We start from the raw sequence: 18,480 nt of genomic DNA, 5'->3' as shown, positions 1-18,480 counted from the left end.
GTATCCATATGAAGCCTTTTACAAAGAAAGCTGGCATCGTAGCGCCAATGGATCGTGCCAATGTAGATACGGACATGATCATCCCAAAACAATTTTTAAAGTCTATTAAGCGTACGGGTTTTGGTCCGAACTTATTTGATGAGCTGCGCTACCTAGATGAAGGTCAGCCAGATGCGGATAATAGTCAGCGGCCTCTAAATAAAGATTTTGTTTTGAACCAAGAACGTTTCCAAGGTGCGTCTGTTTTATTAGCTCGTGAAAACTTCGGCTGTGGTTCCTCACGGGAACACGCTCCTTGGGCCTTAGAGGATTTTGGTTTTCAAGTGATAATCGCGCCTAGCTTCGCTGATATCTTCTTCAACAACTGTTTTAAAAATGGTTTGCTGCCAATTGTATTAGATGAATCTATTGTTGATGGTTTATTTAAAGAGGTGGAAGCCAACTCTGGCTACAAGCTAACAGTGGATCTTGAGAATCAAGTGATTGAAAAGCCCGACGGTGGCACCATTGAGTTTAACGTCGATAGTTTCCGCAAGCATTGCTTGCTTAATGGTTTAGATGATATCGGTATTACATTGCAAGATGCCGATGATATCAAGGCGTACGAAGACAAGCGTCGACAGTCTTCACCTTGGTTGTTTGATCAAGTTAAATAATTATCAAAATTTAAGAAGAAAATTATGTCTAAAAATGTATTGATTCTGCCGGGTGACGGTATTGGTCCTGAGATCGTTACTGAGGCGGTTAAGGTTCTGAATGTTATCAACGACAAGCTATCGCTTGATCTTGATTTTGTTGATGGTTTAGTGGGTGGTGCGGCATACGATGTTCATGGCACGCCATTACCTGATGAGACCATGGAAAAAGCCCACGCGGCAGACGCTATTCTCTTGGGTGCAGTGGGTGGTCCAAAATGGGATAACCTCGAGAATCGTGATCATCGTCCAGAAAAGGGCCTTTTAGGTTTGCGCTCTGGCCTAGAATTGTTTGGTAATTTGCGTCCCGCAATTTTGTACCCGCAGCTGGCGGATGCGTCTTCATTGAAACCGGAAGTTGTTTCGGGTTTAGATATTTTGATTGTTCGTGAATTAACGGGCGGTATTTATTTCGGTCAGCCGCGCGGTATTCGCATGTTGGAAAACGGTGAGCGCGAAGGTTATAACACCTATGTTTACAGCGAGTCTGAGATTCGTCGCATCGCGAAAGTTGCGTTTGAATCAGCGCAAAAACGTAACAAAAAATTGTGCTCAGTGGATAAGGCCAATGTTTTAGAGGTAACTGTTCTTTGGCGTGAAATCCTAGAAGAAATGTCGAAAGACTATCCAGATGTTGAGTTGTCTCACATGTATGTAGACAACGCTGCCATGCAACTTGTTCGTGCGCCAAAACAATTTGACGTTATGGTAACGGGCAATATGTTCGGAGATATTTTGTCCGACGCCGCAGCTATGCTGACGGGTTCAATAGGGATGTTACCAAGTGCTTCTTTGAATCAAAGCAACAAAGGTATGTATGAACCTTGTCATGGTAGTGCACCAGATATTGCAGGTAAGGGTCTTGCAAATCCATTGGCAACGATTTTGTCAGCAGCAATGATGTTGCGTTATAGCTTGGAGGAGAGCAAAGCGGCAGATGAAATAGAGGCTGCAGTGAGTCGCGTATTGGATCAAGGTCTGCGTACAGCCGACATTATGAGTGAAGGTATGCAGCAAGTCTCAACGGCTGAAATGGGTGATGCGGTCGTTGCGCAATTAACAGAAGCCTAAGCAAATTATCATCAAAAGCCAGATTGGTTTGTGGCTTTGCGGTCCGATAATTTTGCACAATTGCACTTGATAGGAGTGAAAAATGAGTATGAAAGTTGGTTTAATCGGCTGGCGTGGAATGGTGGGCTCTGTGCTCATGCAGCGTATGGAAGAAGAGAAAGACTTCGATGTAATCGATCCTGTCTTCTTCACGACTTCGCAAAAAGGTCAGCCAGCACCTAAGTTTGGTGGTAAAGACGCTGGTGAACTTCAAGATGCATTCGATATTGAAGTGTTGAAACAGCAGGATGCCATTATCACCTGTCAAGGTGGCGACTATACAAAAGAAGTATATCCAAAGTTGCGTGATGCAGGTTGGGATGGGTACTGGATTGATGCGGCGTCTTCACTGCGCATGGAAGACGACAGTATTATCGTATTGGATCCGGTAAACCTTGATGTCATCAAGCAAGGTATCGACAAAGGTATTAAGACTTACGTTGGCGGTAACTGTACGGTTAGTTTGATGTTGATGGCGCTAGGTGGTCTGTTCGAAAAAGATTTGATCGAGTGGGTTTCTCCTATGACGTATCAAGCGGCTTCAGGTTCTGGTGCAAAGCACATGCGTGAATTGATCTCGCAAATGGGCGGTATTCACGCAAACGTAAAAGAATTGTTAGACGATCCTGCTTCTGCCATTTTGGAAATCGATAAAAAAACCGCTGAATACATTCGCAGCAACGATTATCCATGTGATCAATTCGGCGTGCCACTAGCGGGTTCATTGATTCCTTACATCGATAGCCAATTAGAAAGCGGTCAAAGTCGTGAAGAGTGGAAAGCAGAAGTTGAAACCAACAAGATCTTAGGTACTTCAGAAGCGCCAACGCCAATCGATGGTATCTGTGTGCGTGTTGGTGCCATGCGTTGTCACTCACAAGCAATGACTATCAAGTTGAAGAAAGACATCAGTGTTGAAGAGATTGAAAAAACACTGGCCGGAGCAAACGACTGGGTGAAAGTGATTCCAAATGATCGCGATGCAACAATGGAAGAACTCACGCCGGCGAAAGTTACTGGCACATTAAGTGTTCCGGTTGGTCGTATTCGCAAGCTGTCTATGGGGCCTGAATATATTTCGGCGTTTACCGTAGGTGATCAGCTACTATGGGGTGCGGCAGAGCCGTTACGTCGTATGCTACGTGTATTGCTTGGCTAATATAAACCAAAGTTTGATGAAACTTGGTAAGTAATAAAAAGCGGTTAGTTGATTCTAACCGCTTTTTTTATGTCTTATATTTCCTTAAGTAAAGCTAGTCTTGAATTGGCGCAAGGCTTAGCGTATACGTTTAATAAAATTCACTGAGATCGATAGTAACGGAATGGATAACTTAATTAGCAGCTTGGATCAGCACATTCAAAATGCACTGGATGTAACGTTTAAGCCGGAAACCTATAGTCAGTTGGGTGTAATCATATTGATATACACGGTTTCCTATATGTTGTCGTCCCGTATGCGAAAGCATCTTCCTGTCTTAAAAGTGCCTCCGGTAACTCCCGCCAGTGCTCCCATTAAGGCTCTGGTGTATCGATGTGGAAAGTTACTCACGCCAATTTTTGCCATCATGCTGATGCGAATTGTTCTGGGTTTTTCTAGTTTTTTACTGGTTGACGACTGGGTTATCCAAACCGGTTTTGCCATTGCGGTTCTCATGCTTTTTTCGTCTTTTATCAATTTGGTTATTACCAATTCGGTTGTAGCTGGCGCTTTTCGCTGGATAGGTATGCCTATTTTGATTCTGCATCTAGTAGGGGTGCTGGATAATATCGTACTTGTACTCGAATCCATGTCTGTTGAGTTGGGGAATATAAAGATATCTGCCTATGGTGTCGCGAGGACGATTATTTTTGGTTCGCTATTATTTTGGTTGGGGCGCATCTCCAACAATACAGGAAAGACTTTGATAAGAAACCAACTCGCATTGGACTTTAGAACTAAGGAAATTGTTGCCAAATTGTTCGAGATTTTATTATTCCTCGTTTTTGTTCTTCTATTGTTGCATTTGATGGGGATTAATCTAACAGCGTTGGCAGTATTTGGTGGTGCCTTGGGTGTGGGTTTGGGGTTTGGCTTGCAGTCTATCGCCTCCAATTTTATATCAGGGGTTATTATCATTTTTGATCGCTCGCTCTCCGTAGGTGATTACGTTGGTCTAGAAGATGGTCGAGCAGGTAAAGTGACTGAGCTTAATATGAGGTCGACCACACTTGAGACGTACGATGGTAAGAACATAGTTGTGCCTAATGAGCAATTTATTACTAGTTCGTTCACCAACTGGACGCGACAAAATGAAAAACAACGCTACCGCGTAGACTTCTCCGTAGGCTATAAAACCGATGTCAGAAGCGTCTGCGAGTTAATTAAAGAGGCGGTTGCCTCTCACCCTCAGGTGCTGAGTGGCCCGGACGTAGTGTTTGAGGAGCGTCCAGATTGTGAGATTGATAGCTTCGGTGATTCTGGTGTAAATATGTTTGTGGAGTTCTGGATGGAGGGAATAGACGATGGTAGAAACCGAGTTGGTGGGGATTTGCTATTGATTATCCTGGAAACGTTACAGGAAAATGGTATCGAGATACCTTATCCGCAGCGCGAAGTTCGCATCGTAGGTTCCGAGTCATCTCTTTCAAAGTAGCAGCAAATCGCGACGGCAGGAGCAAACCTGCTGTCGCGAGCGGATTTTTTAGCTTTCGTATTTTGCTAAATACTCGTCATAAGTGCCATGAAAATCAATCAAGCTGCCGTCTTTGAATGCTAAAATACGGTTGGCTAATGATGATACAAATTGACGGTCGTGACTCACGAAGATTAGTGTGCCTTCGTAAATTTCAAGTGCATAGTTTAGGGATTCAATGGATTCCATATCCATATGGTTGGTCGGTTCATCCATTAGCAAAATATTCGGCTTTTGCATCATGATCTTACCAAGTAGCATGCGACCTTGTTCACCGCCCGAAATTACGCTTACTGATTTTTTGATGTCGTGCTGGGAGAATAATAGGCGACCTAGTGAGCCGCGAACCACTTGTTCGTCATCGGTTTCTTCTTTCCATTGTGCCATCCAATCATAAAGGTTCTCGCCGCCTTCGAATTCATCCGCATGGTCTTGGGCGTAATAGCCAATGTTCGCGTTTTCTGACCATTTCATTTCACCGCTTTTAAGTGGCATGCGGCTGGCAAGAGTGTTGAGTAAGGTGGTTTTACCAACGCCGTTTTCACCAATGATGGCCACTTTTTCGCCCACTTTGATCATAAGATCTAAGTCTTTGATTAGGATGTTGTCATCAAATCCTTGTGTTAGACCCTCGGTTTCAAGTGCGTTTCGGAATAACGGTTTTTCTTGCTCAAATCGAATAAAAGGATTTTGACGGCTAGAAGCTTTTACTTCCTCTAGCTGGATTTTATCAATCTGTTTTGCGCGTGATGTTGCTTGTTTGGCTTTTGATGCATTAGCAGAGAAACGTGATACAAAGGTTTTAAGCTCGGCAATTTGCGCTTTTTTCTTAGCGTTGTCAGCGAGCATGCGTTCGCGAGCCTGTTCGGCGGCAAACATGTACTCGTCATAGTTGCCGTGGTAAACGCGTAGCTCACCGTAATCGATATCGGCCATGTGTGTACAAACACTGTTTAGGAAGTGGCGGTCGTGCGAAATGATGATCATGGTGCACTGGCGTTCGTTTAGTACGTTTTCTAGCCAGTGGATGGTGTGGATATCCAAGTTGTTGGTAGGTTCATCGAGCAACATGATGTCTGGATCAGCAAACAGTACCTGAGCCAATAGAACTCGTAACTTCCAACCTGGTGCGACCTCACTCATAGGGCCGAAATGTTGTTCTGTTGGGATGCCAACGCCAAGTAGTAATTCACCCGCTTTAGCTTCCGCGGAATAGCCGTCAAGTTCTGCAAATTCAACTTCTAAGTCCGCAACTTTCATGCCGTCTTCTTCGCTCATTTCTGCTTGCGAATAGATGCGGTCGCGTTCTTCTTTTACTTCCCATAAGCGAGTGTTGCCCATGATTACGGTGTCAACAACGCTGTATTCTTCGTAAGCAAATTGATCTTGGTTCAGCTTCGCAATGCGTTCGTTGGGATCGTAAGAGACGTTGCCAGCAGAAGGGGATAGCTCGCCACTTAAAATCTTCATAAATGTGGACTTTCCGCAGCCGTTGGCACCAATAAGGCCATAGCGATTGCCATCGCCAAATTTTACAGAAATATTTTCGAATAGTGGCTTGGCGCCAAATTGCATGGTGATGTTAGAAGTCGATAGCACTAATAGTTCTCTTGGCCTGAATATGGCGGCTTGGTTAAAAAAAGGGGGCGCATTGTCGCAGAATGAAGGGCTCGACCCAAGGGAATTCTGGCTATGTTGTGTTAAATTTGAGCGAGATGCGGCGCATTTTGTCGCTAATTCGCAGAATTGGCCAAATAAAACCGGATCAACTCCTCTATAGCCCTTGTAAATATTGATAAATCATTGATTTTACTTAATACTTACCCCCTTAATGACACAATCATATAAGAACCTGTTGCTTAGGGTTTAGCAAATTAGCCCGCAGGCCCACGAAAGGTATTAGAAAAATAAGGATACATTGCTATGTTGCGAAAACTCGCGATTGCAATTGCCGCATCTGGGGCGATGATGAGTGCCGGATATGTTCAAGCATTGGGCATGGGCGACATTGAATTAGAATCGGCTCTAAACCAGCCGTTAGATGCACGTATAAAATTGATTAAAGCTAATGATCTCGAAAATTGGGAGATCAAGCCTGCGCTAGCATCTGAAGACGCGTTCAACAAAGCGGGCGTTGAGCGTATTTTCTTTTTAAATAATATTAAATTCGAAGTTGAGCGCGAGGATGGCGACGTTTACGTCAATGTAAAGAGCCAGAAAGCAGTTGTAGAGCCCTTCCTTAACTTTCTTGTCCAAGTGGATTGGCCGAATGGTCGTCTTCAGCGTGAGTACACTTTACTATTAGATCCGCCTGTTTTTGATGAAGAGCAGGGTATTGCCCCTGTCAATGTTGCTAGCGAGGCGGTAGAGCAAGAACCTCTATCCCAGCAACAGGATATGATTCCTGAGCCACAACCTGAGCCTTCATTACCGGGCACTTATGCAGAGCCCGAGCCGGTTGCTGATGACAGTGAGCAAGAATATCAAGAAGAAACAGAAGAGCAATCTGAGGTTTCTTCTCAGCCACAGGCTGTTGTCTATGAAGTTCGTGAAAACGACACACTGTGGGAAGTCGCTATTAGGACTCGCCCAAATCGTAATATTTCTCCTCAGCAAGCCATGCTGGCGATTCAGGATTTGAATCCTGATGCGTTTATTAATGGCAACATCAATCGATTGAAGAAAGACCAAACACTCGAAGTTCCGACTGAAGAACAAATGCTGTCCCGTACTTTTGATCAAGCGGTAGCAGAGGTCGCGGCGCAAAATCAGGCGATTGCACAGCGTAAAGCTCAGTTAGATGCCACGCGTAAAGAGCAAGCGAGAGAGTTGGACACCGAAGTTGCTGATTCAGAGCTGAAACTTCTTGCAGGCGGCGATGCTACTTCAGACATGGATCGCAAAGCCAGTGGCCAAGTTGCCAAAGATACTCTGGGCGATCAGTCATCATTAGAGCAAGAGTTATCTTTAGCATTAGAGAATTTGGATAAGTCGTCTCGAGAGAATCAGGAGTTGCGTAACCGTTTAGATTCTCTTGAAGAACAGATTGGTACCTTACAGCGTTTGATTAACCTTAAAGACGAGCAAATGGTTGCGCTTCAGGCCGGTATGTCTGCAGAAGAAATCGAAGGCATGACGCAGGGTGAGGTAATTAGCGATGCTCCTAAGACGGATGTTGTGAGTGAAGCTCCTGCTTCTGTTGTAGAAGATAAAGATCTAAATTTTGCACAAGACACAGAAGTAGATTCACAGGAAGATGCAGCGCCAGAGCAACCGCAGGCTACTGAAACATCAAAAGAAGTGAAGAAGTCGGCGCCAAAGCCAGCCCCAATTCCACCGGCGGATAAACCGTTTGACCCAATTGCGTTTGCAATTGACAACCCTCCAGTGCTTGGTGGTGTGTTAGGTGCGCTTTTGCTGGCTTTATTAGGTGTTAAGTACGCACGCAAGCGTAAAGAGGATAAGGCTGCTGACGATATTGCGGATAATCAATTTGAAGCAGATCAGGATCCTCTTGGTGATGTAGAAGTAGATGGTGATTTTGATGATGAGTTTAGTGACTTGGAATTAAACACTGATGAGTCGCCGCTGGATTCAGATTTCTCGCAGTCAGAAGATGATGCTTCTGGTCTGCCTGAGTCGCTTGATCAGGACGAAAGTTATGAAGATGTTCTTGGTCAAGTTGATGTATATATGGCTTATGACCGAGTTGATTCGGCAAAATCATTGCTCGAAGAAACATTGGAAAAACAGCCGCAGCGTCACGAGTTACGATTAAAGCTTTTAGAGATTCTTGCAGAATCGGATATGAGTGATGATTTTGCTAGCCAGTACGATTGGTTAAAAGCTAATGCAGGCGAGTCAGAGCAAGCACAAGCAGATCAAATAAAGGCACGCTTTGAGGGTCAAGATGCTGGTGATTTTGACTCTGACCTTAGTATGGGTGACGATTTAGATCTTGGCATGGACATGATGTCAGGTTCGGATAGTGGTGAAGAGCTATCTCTCGATGATTTGGATCTTGGTGAATCAACTTCTAGTCAGTTAGAATCTGATGAATTAGAAATGGATTTCTCCAGCAGTGACTTAGATTTAAGCTTCGAAGAGTCAGCTGCAGACACAAGTTCTAGCTCTTCGTCGAGTGCGAATAATGAGCTTGAGTTTAGTTTGGATGACGAATTAGATGTGAGTTTCGAGTCCGAATCGGTTGCAACAAGTGAATTGGATTCAGCTGAAAATTCTTTGGAGTTCGACTCTGACTTAGAGTTTGGTGAAGATTTAGGAGATAAATCTAGTGATGATCTATCTCTCGATAGCGATCTGCCAGTATTAGAGGCGGATTCAAATAATTTGTCCAATGAAAATGAACTTGAGTTCGATGGTGACTTTGATCTTCCTGAGCTTACAAATGATTCATTTGATGAATCAGTGAAAGATGACGATGGCCTGGATCTTGATTTTGAGGGCCTAGATGGTGGTTCGTCTGATGAAATTGCTCTAGACGAAGGTTCGGTTGATGGTGATCTGGATGTCGAGTTTTCACTGGATGAGATGGACGACGCTCCTAATCTCGTCAGTGAAAATGAATTGCCTGTATTAGACGCAGAAAGCGCATCGGATGATGCTGAATTCGATTTCGAAACGGAGCTCGAGAGTTTTGAAACGGATGAAACGAGCGCTGATATGCCGGAATCTCTGGATCTTGATATTAGCGAAGAGATCGATTCTGCGGATGAGGCGATTGCACTTGATGAAGGTTTGGAGATTGAAGCTGCGTCTGAAGATTCCCTTCCCGAAGCGGCTGAGGAAATCAGTTTCGATAATGACGATGATTTGTCGCTTGATCTTGATGAAAATGTTGCATCAACATCGCTTGAGGAAGAACTCGAAGAGATAGCGGTTGTTGATGAGCCAAGCACAGCTGAATCAGGTGCCGATATTGAACCAGCTGATGATTTATCGGCAGATGATCCGCTTGCCGACTTTGATATCGGTGAGGATTTAGAAAACCTTGATGGCGATCTTGATTTCTTAAGTGGCACTGACGAGAGTGAAACAAAGTTAGATCTTGCTCGTGCATACATTGATATGGACGATAAAGAGGGTGCTCGTGAAATTCTTCAGGAGGTTATGGAAGAAGGTAGCGATGACCATAAGAAAGAAGCTACCAAACTACTTGATAGCATCGCTTAAATCTTTTTCGTAACTGAGCTTAAAGCTTGTAAAATAACCCGTGCATGGCAACATGCTCGGGTTTTTTTATTGTTCAAGGTAGTGGGATGTCAGACAAAATTGACCAACAAGAAGAGCAGTCGATTACACGCCGATTTGTGGCAGGTGTAGAGTACAACGGTGCTCTGTTTAAAGGTTGGCAAAAGCAAAAGCATTACGCTGGCCCCAGTGTCCAAGAAGCGCTAGAGAAAGCTATATCGAGAGTCGCTAATCATACTGTTGATGTTGTTTGTGCAGGGCGAACGGATGCAGGTGTTCATGCAAGTGCCCAGGTCATACACTTTGATACGAGTGCGGTTCGCGATGAGCGAGCTTGGAAATTAGGTATCAATACAAACTTACCTGACGGGGTTTGTGTTAATTGGATTATGCCAGCGCCGCAAGACTTTCACGCTAGATTTAGTGCTGTTGCAAGACGTTACCGTTATTTCATCATGAATAAGCAGGTTAAGCCTGGCTTGATGCATGATGGTGTGAGTTGGTGGCGTCGTCCTTTGGATGCAGAAAAGATGCATGAAGCAGCTCAATACCTGTTGGGAGAGCATGATTTTACGTCGTTTCGAGCCAAAGACTGCCAAGCACGACATGCTGTTAGAACCATGAAATATATCAGTGTTAAGCGATTAAACGATTGGGTGATTGTTGAAGTCTGTGCCAATGCATTTTTGTATCATATGGTGAGAAACATTGTCGGAGTGCTGCTCCCAATTGGAGAGGGTAAAAAGCCGGTGGAATGGTGCGAGCAAGTATTGGCCGCGCAGGATCGTAGACAAGCGGGAGTAACCGCACCGGGTGAGGGTTTGTATTTCGTCAATGTGGAATATCCTGAATATCCGCATCTGCCCATTGATGGTACTGGTCCAGCTTTCTACCAATTCATGAGTCACGCAGAGGGCTAAACTTGATGAACCAAATTATGAGAACCCGCGTAAAGATCTGTGGTATTACTCGAATTGAGGATGCCAAAGTAGCTGTAGAGTCTGGTGCGGATGCCATTGGTTTGGTGTTTTATGAGCCGAGCCCAAGGTCCGTTACTATTGATCAGGCTGCTGCAATTGCGCAATCTGTTCCAGCGTTTGTCACTGTCACGGCTTTGTTTGTAAATCCCGACCAGAGCTACGTGCAAGACGTGTTGGAAAAGGTTAGAATCGACTTAATTCAATTTCATGGTGACGAAGACAATGCGTTTTGTTGTCAATTCAATCGCCCCTTCATTAAAGCCCTGCGTGTCCGGCAAGCGTCGGATGTGGTGGCGTCGAGCGTGCGCTTCCCTGACGCATTGGCGATTCTTCTAGATGCCTACAAACCCGGCGTCCCCGGGGGTACTGGAGAGACCTTTGATTGGTCTCTAGTACCAAACGAACTCGAAAAACCCATTATTTTGGCTGGCGGCCTAGCTCCTGAAAATGTTTCGGATGCCATCACTCAGACAGCGCCTTTTGCGCTCGATGTGAGTGGCGGCGTGGAAGCAAGTAAGGGCATAAAGGACGCTGGTAAAATCAAAGCATTTTTAAGTGAGGTGTATCATGTCAATCGATCTTAAAGCGGTGACAGAATTACCTAATGCAACAGGCCACTTTGGTCAATACGGCGGCCGTTTTGTATCTGAAACATTAATGGCAGCTCTGGATGATCTAACCGAGTTATATGAGCGGTTAAAGAAAAATCCGGAATTTCAGGCGGAGTACGATAAAGATTTGGCTCATTATGTTGGTCGCCCGAGTCCACTTTATTTTGCTGAACGCTTAACTGAAAAAGTGGGCGGAGCAAAGATTTACTTAAAGCGCGAAGATCTGAATCATACAGGTGCACACAAAGTAAATAACACGATTGGTCAGGCGCTGTTGGCAAAGTACACAGGGAAGCCTAAAGTGATCGCTGAAACGGGTGCTGGCCAACATGGTGTGGCAACGGCAACCGTAGCAGCTCGGTTAGGTTTGCAGTGTACCGTTTTTATGGGTGCCACCGATGTCGAACGACAAAAGCTAAATGTCTATCGCATGCGTTTATTGGGAGCGGAAGTGGTACCTGTTACATCGGGAACTGCCACACTAAAAGACGCCATGAACGAAGCCATGCGTCACTGGGTTACTAATGTCGATGATACTTTTTATATCATAGGCACCGTTGCGGGTCCGCATCCCTATCCAAAGCTAGTTCGTGACTTTCAGGCTGTCATTGGTCGCGAAACTAAGCGCCAAAGCATGGAACAAGAAGGGCGTCTTCCTGATGCGGTCGTGGCCTGTGTGGGTGGTGGCTCCAATGCCATTGGTATGTTCTACCCGTTTATTGAAGACGAAGCGGTTGCTATGTATGGCGTCGAAGCCGGTGGTCATGGTCTAGATGGTGATGATCACGCAGCGCCACTTTGTAAGGGTAAGCCTGGTGTGCTTCACGGTAATCGCACTTACCTAATGGAAGATGAAAACGGCCAGATCATGGGAACACATTCGGTAAGCGCCGGTTTGGATTATCCAGGCGTCGGTCCTGAGCATTCATATCTAAAAGACATTGGCCGTGTTAATTACGTTGCGGCCACCGATAAGGAAGCCTTGGATGCATTCCATACCTTGACTGAAGTTGAAGGTATTATGCCCGCGCTTGAATCAAGCCATGCTGTAGCTCATGCAATGAAGTTGGCAGCGACCATGGATAAAGATCAGATTGTCGTTGTTAATTTGTCAGGTCGCGGTGATAAAGACATTCACACCGTTGCAGAACTTGATGGCATCAATATATAAGTGAGTTAGGGACGTTACATGAATCGTATTGATCAATGTTTTGAGAAGTTAAAGCAAAACGGGAAAAAGGCCCTGATTCCTTACATCACTGGTGGTGATCCAAAGCCCGATTGGACGTTGGATCTGATGCATACCTTGGTTGAATCGGGTGCAGACATTATAGAGTTAGGGGTACCGTTTTCGGACCCCATGGCGGACGGCCCAACCATTCAGTTGGCGTGTGAACGAGCGTTAGAGCACGGAACGAGTTTGCGCCAGTTGCTATCCATCGTCTCTCAGTTTCGTGAGACCAATACAGAAACACCTGTAGTATTGATGGGCTATCTAAATCCTGTGGAAGTAATGGGTTACGATGCCTTTGCCAAAGCCGCTAAAGACTCTGGTATTGATGGTGTGCTAATGGTTGATATGCCACCGGAAGAGTCTGTGGATGTGGCAGATATCTTTAAGTCAAATGGGCTTGAGATGATTTACCTCCTTGCGCCAACCACACCACCTAAGCGTGCTGAATTAATTTGCGCTCATGGTTCTGGGTATTTGTATTATGTGTCTGTTAAGGGTGTGACGGGCTCCGCCGCACTTGATGTAGATGATGTAAAACAGAATCTTGATCGTATTCGCACGCAAACGGATCTACCTCTGGGGGTTGGTTTCGGTATTAAAGACGGCGAGACGGCTGCCAAGGTGGCGAAAGTATCTGATGCAGTTATTGTGGGCAGTGCGTTAGTTAATTGTATAGCTAAGCAACCTGATGATCTTAATTCGATCAAGTCCGATTTAGTTGCACTGATGACTGAAATTCGTTCTGCTATGGACGTGTGAACGGGTAATGGATGAGCATCAACTATGAGTCGAAACTTAGATCAGTGGCTTCAGTATTTGGAGTCTGCCCATCCCAAAGACATTGATTTGGGGTTAGATCGAGTTAGAGCCGTGGCAGAGCGGCTCGATCTTATTAAGCCTGCTAAGTATGTCGTTTTGGTCGCTGGAACTAACGGCAAAGGAACGACTGTAGCAACATGTGGTGAGTTGTTTCGCCAGTCTGGATTCAGTGTCGGTGTTTTCACCAGTCCGCACATTACTAAGTATAACGAGCGTGTTTCTATTAACGGAAAGCAGGTTTCTGATGCGCAGTTGATAGATAGTTTTGAAGCTATTGAGAGTAAACGAGGAGATATTTCTCTTACGTACTTTGAGGTTTCGGCGCTTTCGGCTTTGTATCTTTTTAAGCAAGCTAATGTTGAAGCAGCTGTGCTCGAAATCGGTTTGGGTGGAAGACTAGACGCGGTTAACTTGGTTGATCCAGATGTTTCTATTGTTACAAGTATTGGCCTAGATCATCAGGACTGGTTGGGGGATACCTTAGATAAAATTGGCTATGAAAAAGCGGGAGTTTATCGTCAAAGCAAGCCAGCAATTTGCGGGCAAGTGAATCCACCCTCAGGTTTATTGGCTCATGCCAATGAGATTGATGCAAAGTTATTGATTAAACATCAAGACTTTCATCATCAGCTAAACGAGCAGGGTGGTTTTGATTGGTTTGGTGTCAATGCTTCGGGTGAGCGGATAGTTTTCAATGATCTCCCTTTGCCGAAAGTGCCAATAGAAAATGCCTGTACAGCTCTGCAAGCTATGATGATGCTACCGATAGAATGGGCTATCGAAGATGTTCGTTTGGCTCTGCAGAATGTATTCGTTGAAGGTCGCTTGCAAGCTTTTTGCTATCAGGGTTCATCTGGCCAAAGTGTATCTGGCATGTTGGATGTAGGACATAATCCGCAAGCAGCTGAATTCTTACTGCAGTACATTCCTGAAACCAAAGGCCGAGTGTTTGCTGTGTTGGCCATGCTGCAGGACAAGAATCCGAATGATGTAGTGACTGCACTGAAAGATCGTGTTGATCAGTGGTGTTTTGCTGGACTACAAGGTTATCGTGGGCAGACTGCTCAGGAGTTAATGTCTAGGATTGATCACTTGCCTCATGGCTCTAGAGACTTCCACAGTGTAAGCCAAGCGATGGAGTGTGTGATGGAAGAGGTCACATGCGACGATTATGTGGTAGTCTTGGGTTCTTTTCTAACTGTGTCGGCAGCAAAGTCTTGGCTGGAGCAATAATAGATGGATGAAGGGATTAAACGAAAGCTTGTAGGGTCTGCTGTGCTCGTTGTCGTGGCTCTGATCGTTCTGCCATTGATCGCTCCGAAAGCCAAAAACGCAGCCTATTTATCCGAACAGGTACCGCTAGAAACTGACATTCCAAATATGGATATGGCGTTACCCAAATCCCTTTCTCTCAGACAAATCAGGCCGCCTGAGTCTCAAGCTAGCGAAACGATTGACGTTAACGAATTTGAGGTGGATGGCAAGAAAGTGGCATCAGCTACGATTGATGTGCCCGTGAAAAAAGAAGATGGTCAAGCTTTGCTCTGGCAGATACGCGTAGGTAGTTTTGCCGAGGCAAAGAATGCAATTAAATTGCGAAATGCTCTTCGTGAAAAAGGTTATAAAGCGTTTGAGCGTTTATCTGAAGATGGTCAGTATACACGAGTGTTTATCGGCCCTAGCACACAGAAAACCTGGCTAAGTGATCAGCTTTTGGTATTGGAAAAAGAATTTGGCGTAAAAGGCGAATTGCGTTTATTTACACAGTGATTCTCCCTTTGCCTAGTGCAATGCCTTTGCTAAAATGCCGCTTCCAAAATAGCAGGACAGCTGCAAAACTGTCCGATTTGATCAAGGCTTAATCAATGTTATTAATCGACTGGGTTATCCTAGCCGTTATTGTTATTTCAGCGCTGATTAGTATTAAGCGCGGTTTCGTTAAAGAGATGCTCTCTCTTGCCAGTTGGATAACAGCCTTCATCGTTGCACGCATTTTTAGTGGCCATTTGGAAGTGTTACTCGATGGCTTAATTGATACCCCCTCCGCGCGTTATGCCGTTGCCTATTTGGTATTGTTTACAGCGACTATTATAGTCGGTGCGCTTATTAATAATTTGATGGTTGAATTTGTCAAAATGACCGGCTTGGCTGGTACTGATCGTATGTTTGGTGTTGTATTCGGTGTTGCACGCGGCATGATTTTAGTGACGGCTGCCGTGTATGGTATGCAGCTTACTGCCCTGAAAGATGACCCGTGGTGGCAGGATTCAACACTTATTCCGCATTTTGAATTAATGGTTGCGTGGTCCAAGGATGTTTTACCAGGCGCTACCGAAACCCTTCTCACCTTGGGGCAGTCCAAAGAAGGCCTGACTCAATAACGCAGTAAACAAAGAGGATCTGCCATGTGTGGCATTGTTGGTCTGGTTGCTAAAAGCAATGTGAATCAAGCCTTATACGACGCATTGACTGTATTGCAGCATCGCGGACAAGACGCAGCAGGTATTGTGACATCAGATAGTGGTCGATTGTTCTTGAGAAAAGACAACGGTCTCGTAAAAGATGTATTTCGCACGCGGCACATGCAGCGTTTAGTCGGAACTATGGGTATTGGCCATGTTCGTTATCCGACCGCTGGAAGCTCAAGCTCAGCAGAGGCTCAGCCATTTTATGTGAACAGTCCTTACGGCATCGTTTTGGCTCATAATGGCAATCTAACCAATGCTCATGAATTAGTGGAAGACGTCTACAAAGAAGATTTACGTCACGTAAACACTACTAGTGATTCTGAAGTATTGCTCAATGTGTTTGCTCACGAATTGCATGAGCAGAAGAAACTGAAGCCAACGCAAGAGGATGTATTCGATGCAGTAGAACGCGTTCATAAACGTGTGAAAGGTGGTTACGCGGTAATTGCTATGATTGCAGGTATCGGTGTAGTTGGTTTCCGTGATCCTTATGGTATTCGTCCTGCGGTATTTGGTAAGCGCGAGACTGAAAAAGGTACCGAGTACATGATCGCTTCCGAGAGTGTTGCACTTGATGCACTTGGTTTTAAAGTGATTCGAGATATTGAGCCCGGTGAGGCGGTCTATATTGATGTGGATGGCAACTTGCATACTCGTCAGTGTGCAGAGAACCCAGTCTATCGACCATGTATTTTCGAGCATGTTTATTTTGCTCGCCCTGATTCAATTATTGATAAAATCAGTGTTTATAAAGCCCGTTTAAAAATGGGTGCTCGATTAGCCGAGAAAATTCTACGTGAACGACCAGATCATGACATAGATGTAGTTATTCCCATTCCTGATACAAGTCGTTCAAGTGCACTGGAATTGGCCAACCGTTTGGGTGTTAAGTACCGCGAAGGTTTCATGAAAAACCGTTACATCGGTCGTACCTTCATCATGCCTGGTCAGCAACTGCGTAAGAAATCAGTAAAGCAAAAACTCAATGCGTTGGACTTAGAGTTCCGCGGTAAAAATGTTTTGTTGGTAGACGATTCTATTGTTCGTGGTACAACGTGCGAACAAATTATTGAAATGGCCCGTGATGCAGGTGCCAATAACGTGTATTTCGCGAGTGCAGCGCCACCAGTTCGTTATCCAAATGTATATGGTATCGATATGCCAGCAAAAGAAGAATTTATTGCGCATGATCGTACAGTTGAAGAAATCGAGAAAGCCATTGGTGCAGATTGGTTGGTTTATCAAGATTTAGAAGATTTGGTTGAAGCTACCTGTGATGGTGCCGAAGTGCAATACGAGTTTGATTGTTCTGTTTTTAATGGCAACTATGTGACAGGTGATATCGATGATAATTATCTTGATGAGCTGTCCGCCAAACGCAATGATGCGAACAAAAAAAATGCTAAAGTAGAGAATGCAATCATTGATTTGCACAATGATGAGTCTGCTGAATAGTCACTTTATGAGGTTAAAACGTGGCCGATAACAAACGCTATGATTCACAATTAGATGAAGCGAACTTTGATACCTTGGCTGTACGTGCGGGATATCAACGTTCGCCAGAGCATGAGCATAGCGAAGCCTTGTTTTTAACCTCAAGCTATGTATTTGGTAACGCGCAAGAAGCAGCGGCTTTTTTTGCGGGTGACGAAGACGGCAATGTTTATTCCCGCTATACCAACCCAACAGTAAAGACGTTTGAGCAGCGTTTGGCAGCACTTGAAAATGCTGAACAATGTGTAGCCACTGCTAGCGGTATGTCTGCGATTTTTTCGACTATCTTGGCTCTGTTAAATCCAGGTGATCATATTGTTTCGAGCCGTAGTATTTTTGGTTCAACCAATGTTCAGTTTGAAAAGTTCGTCAGCAAGCTTAATGTCACAGTAAGTTTTGTCGAGCTTACGGATGTTGATGCTTGGGAAGCAGCCATTCAAGACAATACCAAAATGTTTTATCTTGAATCTCCGTCAAATCCAATGAACGAAGTAGGTGATCTGGAAGCGTTGGCGAAGCTTGCTAAAGCCAATAATATTATTTCCGTGGTGGATAATTGCTTTTGTACGCCTGCATTGCAAAAGCCATTGTCTTTCGGTATCGATGTGGTGATTCATAGCGCGACTAAGTATATCGACGGTCAAGGTCGTTGCTTAGGTGGAGCGGTGTTGGGTTCTAGCGAGCTTATGGAGCAAGTGGTTGGGGTTCTGCGCTCCGTAGGGCCAACCATGAGCCCATTCAATGCTTGGGTTATGATCAAAGGCTTGGAAACACTATCTCTACGTATGAAAGCCCACAGTGAAAATGCCATGGCGCTGGCTACTTGGTTAAAAGATCAACCGCAAGTTAAAGCAGTTCATTATGCAGGATTACCCGAACACCCATGCCATGACTTAGCGAAAAAGCAGCAAAGCAATTTTGGTGGTGTGCTTGCCTTTGAAGTAGAAGGTGGTCAAGAGGCTGCTTGGACGGTGATCGATAGCACGCGTATGCTTTCAATTACAGCGAATTTAGGTGACGCGAAAACCACTATTACTCATCCGGCAACAACAACGCATTGTCGTGTATCTGCAGACGCGCGTAATGCGGCAGGTATCACAGATGGTCTGATTCGTATTGCATGTGGAATCGAAGACATAGAAGATATTCAAAGAGATCTGGCTTTTGGCTTGAGTCGTATTTAGCC

15 protein-coding genes are annotated in these 18,480 nt (G+C 44.8%); 14 read left to right on the top strand and 1 reads right to left on the bottom strand.

The annotated features are described in order from the left end of the window. The first annotated feature begins 8 nt into the window (after positions 1–8). The 4 genes from leuD (at position 9) to HF888_RS08935 (ending at position 4,438) form a co-directional block, all read left to right on the top strand. Positions 9–656: a 3-isopropylmalate dehydratase small subunit gene (gene leuD, locus HF888_RS08950; RefSeq protein ID WP_007016977.1), complete on the top strand. Its 648-nt coding sequence runs from the start codon at positions 9–11 to the stop codon at positions 654–656. Between the two features lie 24 nt (positions 657–680). Continuing rightward, on the top strand, positions 681–1,766 hold the full coding sequence (gene leuB, locus HF888_RS08945) for a 3-isopropylmalate dehydrogenase (RefSeq protein ID WP_007016976.1): 1,086 nt from the start codon (positions 681–683) through the stop codon (positions 1,764–1,766). 88 nt (positions 1,767–1,854) lie between these two features. Continuing rightward, positions 1,855–2,964: an aspartate-semialdehyde dehydrogenase gene (gene asd, locus HF888_RS08940; RefSeq protein ID WP_007016975.1), complete on the top strand. Its 1,110-nt coding sequence runs from the start codon at positions 1,855–1,857 to the stop codon at positions 2,962–2,964. A gap of 163 nt (positions 2,965–3,127) precedes the next feature. Continuing rightward, on the top strand, positions 3,128–4,438 hold the full coding sequence (locus HF888_RS08935) for a mechanosensitive ion channel family protein (RefSeq protein WP_007016974.1): 1,311 nt from the start codon (positions 3,128–3,130) through the stop codon (positions 4,436–4,438). A 48-nt stretch (positions 4,439–4,486) separates the two neighbouring features. On the opposite strand, the gene HF888_RS08930 is transcribed toward HF888_RS08935, so the two are convergent. Beyond that, complete coding sequence (locus tag HF888_RS08930) at positions 4,487–6,076, bottom strand: ABC-F family ATPase (protein ID WP_040297538.1); 1,590 nt, start codon at positions 6,074–6,076, stop codon at positions 4,487–4,489. 324 nt (positions 6,077–6,400) lie between these two features. Between HF888_RS08930 and HF888_RS08925 the strand changes: the two genes are divergently transcribed. The 10 genes from HF888_RS08925 (at position 6,401) to HF888_RS08880 (ending at position 18,478) form a co-directional block, all read left to right on the top strand. After that, positions 6,401–9,670: a FimV/HubP family polar landmark protein gene (locus tag HF888_RS08925; protein WP_007016971.1), complete on the top strand. Its 3,270-nt coding sequence runs from the start codon at positions 6,401–6,403 to the stop codon at positions 9,668–9,670. A gap of 86 nt (positions 9,671–9,756) precedes the next feature. Next, positions 9,757–10,608: a tRNA pseudouridine(38-40) synthase TruA gene (gene truA / locus HF888_RS08920; protein ID WP_050757996.1), complete on the top strand. Its 852-nt coding sequence runs from the start codon at positions 9,757–9,759 to the stop codon at positions 10,606–10,608. Between the two features lie 5 nt (positions 10,609–10,613). Continuing rightward, complete coding sequence (locus HF888_RS08915; RefSeq protein WP_007016969.1) at positions 10,614–11,252, top strand: phosphoribosylanthranilate isomerase; 639 nt, start codon at positions 10,614–10,616, stop codon at positions 11,250–11,252. Further along, complete coding sequence (gene trpB, locus HF888_RS08910; RefSeq protein WP_007016968.1) at positions 11,236–12,450, top strand: tryptophan synthase subunit beta; 1,215 nt, start codon at positions 11,236–11,238, stop codon at positions 12,448–12,450. Before HF888_RS08915 ends, trpB begins: the two co-directional genes overlap by 17 nt. A gap of 18 nt (positions 12,451–12,468) precedes the next feature. Further along, positions 12,469–13,272: a tryptophan synthase subunit alpha gene (trpA, locus tag HF888_RS08905; RefSeq protein ID WP_007016967.1), complete on the top strand. Its 804-nt coding sequence runs from the start codon at positions 12,469–12,471 to the stop codon at positions 13,270–13,272. A 24-nt stretch (positions 13,273–13,296) separates the two neighbouring features. Then, complete coding sequence (folC, locus tag HF888_RS08900; RefSeq protein ID WP_007016966.1) at positions 13,297–14,565, top strand: bifunctional tetrahydrofolate synthase/dihydrofolate synthase; 1,269 nt, start codon at positions 13,297–13,299, stop codon at positions 14,563–14,565. A gap of 3 nt (positions 14,566–14,568) precedes the next feature. Then, positions 14,569–15,102 carry an SPOR domain-containing protein gene (locus HF888_RS08895; protein WP_007016965.1) on the top strand — a complete coding sequence of 178 codons (534 nt, stop codon included), beginning with the start codon at positions 14,569–14,571 and terminating at the stop codon, positions 15,100–15,102. A 95-nt stretch (positions 15,103–15,197) separates the two neighbouring features. Beyond that, positions 15,198–15,713, top strand: a complete 516-nt coding sequence (locus HF888_RS08890; RefSeq protein ID WP_007016964.1) for a CvpA family protein — start codon at positions 15,198–15,200, stop codon at positions 15,711–15,713. A gap of 24 nt (positions 15,714–15,737) precedes the next feature. Beyond that, positions 15,738–17,255, top strand: coding sequence for an amidophosphoribosyltransferase (gene purF, locus HF888_RS08885; protein WP_007016963.1), 1,518 nt, complete (start codon positions 15,738–15,740; stop codon positions 17,253–17,255). 20 nt (positions 17,256–17,275) lie between these two features. Next, the gene (locus HF888_RS08880; protein ID WP_007016962.1) at positions 17,276–18,478 is read left to right on the top strand and encodes an O-succinylhomoserine sulfhydrylase; all 1,203 of its coding nucleotides are present in this window, start codon (positions 17,276–17,278) and stop codon (positions 18,476–18,478) included. Positions 18,479–18,480 lie beyond the last annotated feature (2 nt).

This window comes from Bermanella marisrubri (assembly GCF_012295615.1).
Lineage (GTDB): Bacteria > Pseudomonadota > Gammaproteobacteria > Pseudomonadales > Oceanobacteraceae > Bermanella > Bermanella marisrubri.
This window is presented reverse-complemented; position numbering and strand designations above follow the sequence as displayed.

What these genes read in the sequence shown, in the direction of transcription:
- folC (WP_007016966.1), top strand. Translation starts at nt 13,297, where the DNA reads ATGAGTCGAAACTTAGATCAGTGGCTTCAGTATTTGGAGTCTGCCCAT.
- trpB (WP_007016968.1), top strand. Translation starts at nt 11,236, where the DNA reads ATGTCAATCGATCTTAAAGCGGTGACAGAATTACCTAATGCAACAGGC.
- HF888_RS08890 (WP_007016964.1), top strand. Translation starts at nt 15,198, where the DNA reads ATGTTATTAATCGACTGGGTTATCCTAGCCGTTATTGTTATTTCAGCG.
- purF (WP_007016963.1), top strand. Translation starts at nt 15,738, where the DNA reads ATGTGTGGCATTGTTGGTCTGGTTGCTAAAAGCAATGTGAATCAAGCC.
- truA (WP_050757996.1), top strand. Translation starts at nt 9,757, where the DNA reads ATGTCAGACAAAATTGACCAACAAGAAGAGCAGTCGATTACACGCCGA.
- leuD (WP_007016977.1), top strand. Translation starts at nt 9, where the DNA reads ATGAAGCCTTTTACAAAGAAAGCTGGCATCGTAGCGCCAATGGATCGT.
- HF888_RS08915 (WP_007016969.1), top strand. Translation starts at nt 10,614, where the DNA reads ATGAACCAAATTATGAGAACCCGCGTAAAGATCTGTGGTATTACTCGA.
- HF888_RS08925 (WP_007016971.1), top strand. Translation starts at nt 6,401, where the DNA reads ATGTTGCGAAAACTCGCGATTGCAATTGCCGCATCTGGGGCGATGATG.
- HF888_RS08895 (WP_007016965.1), top strand. Translation starts at nt 14,569, where the DNA reads ATGGATGAAGGGATTAAACGAAAGCTTGTAGGGTCTGCTGTGCTCGTT.
- trpA (WP_007016967.1), top strand. Translation starts at nt 12,469, where the DNA reads ATGAATCGTATTGATCAATGTTTTGAGAAGTTAAAGCAAAACGGGAAA.
- HF888_RS08935 (WP_007016974.1), top strand. Translation starts at nt 3,128, where the DNA reads ATGGATAACTTAATTAGCAGCTTGGATCAGCACATTCAAAATGCACTG.
- asd (WP_007016975.1), top strand. Translation starts at nt 1,855, where the DNA reads ATGAAAGTTGGTTTAATCGGCTGGCGTGGAATGGTGGGCTCTGTGCTC.
- leuB (WP_007016976.1), top strand. Translation starts at nt 681, where the DNA reads ATGTCTAAAAATGTATTGATTCTGCCGGGTGACGGTATTGGTCCTGAG.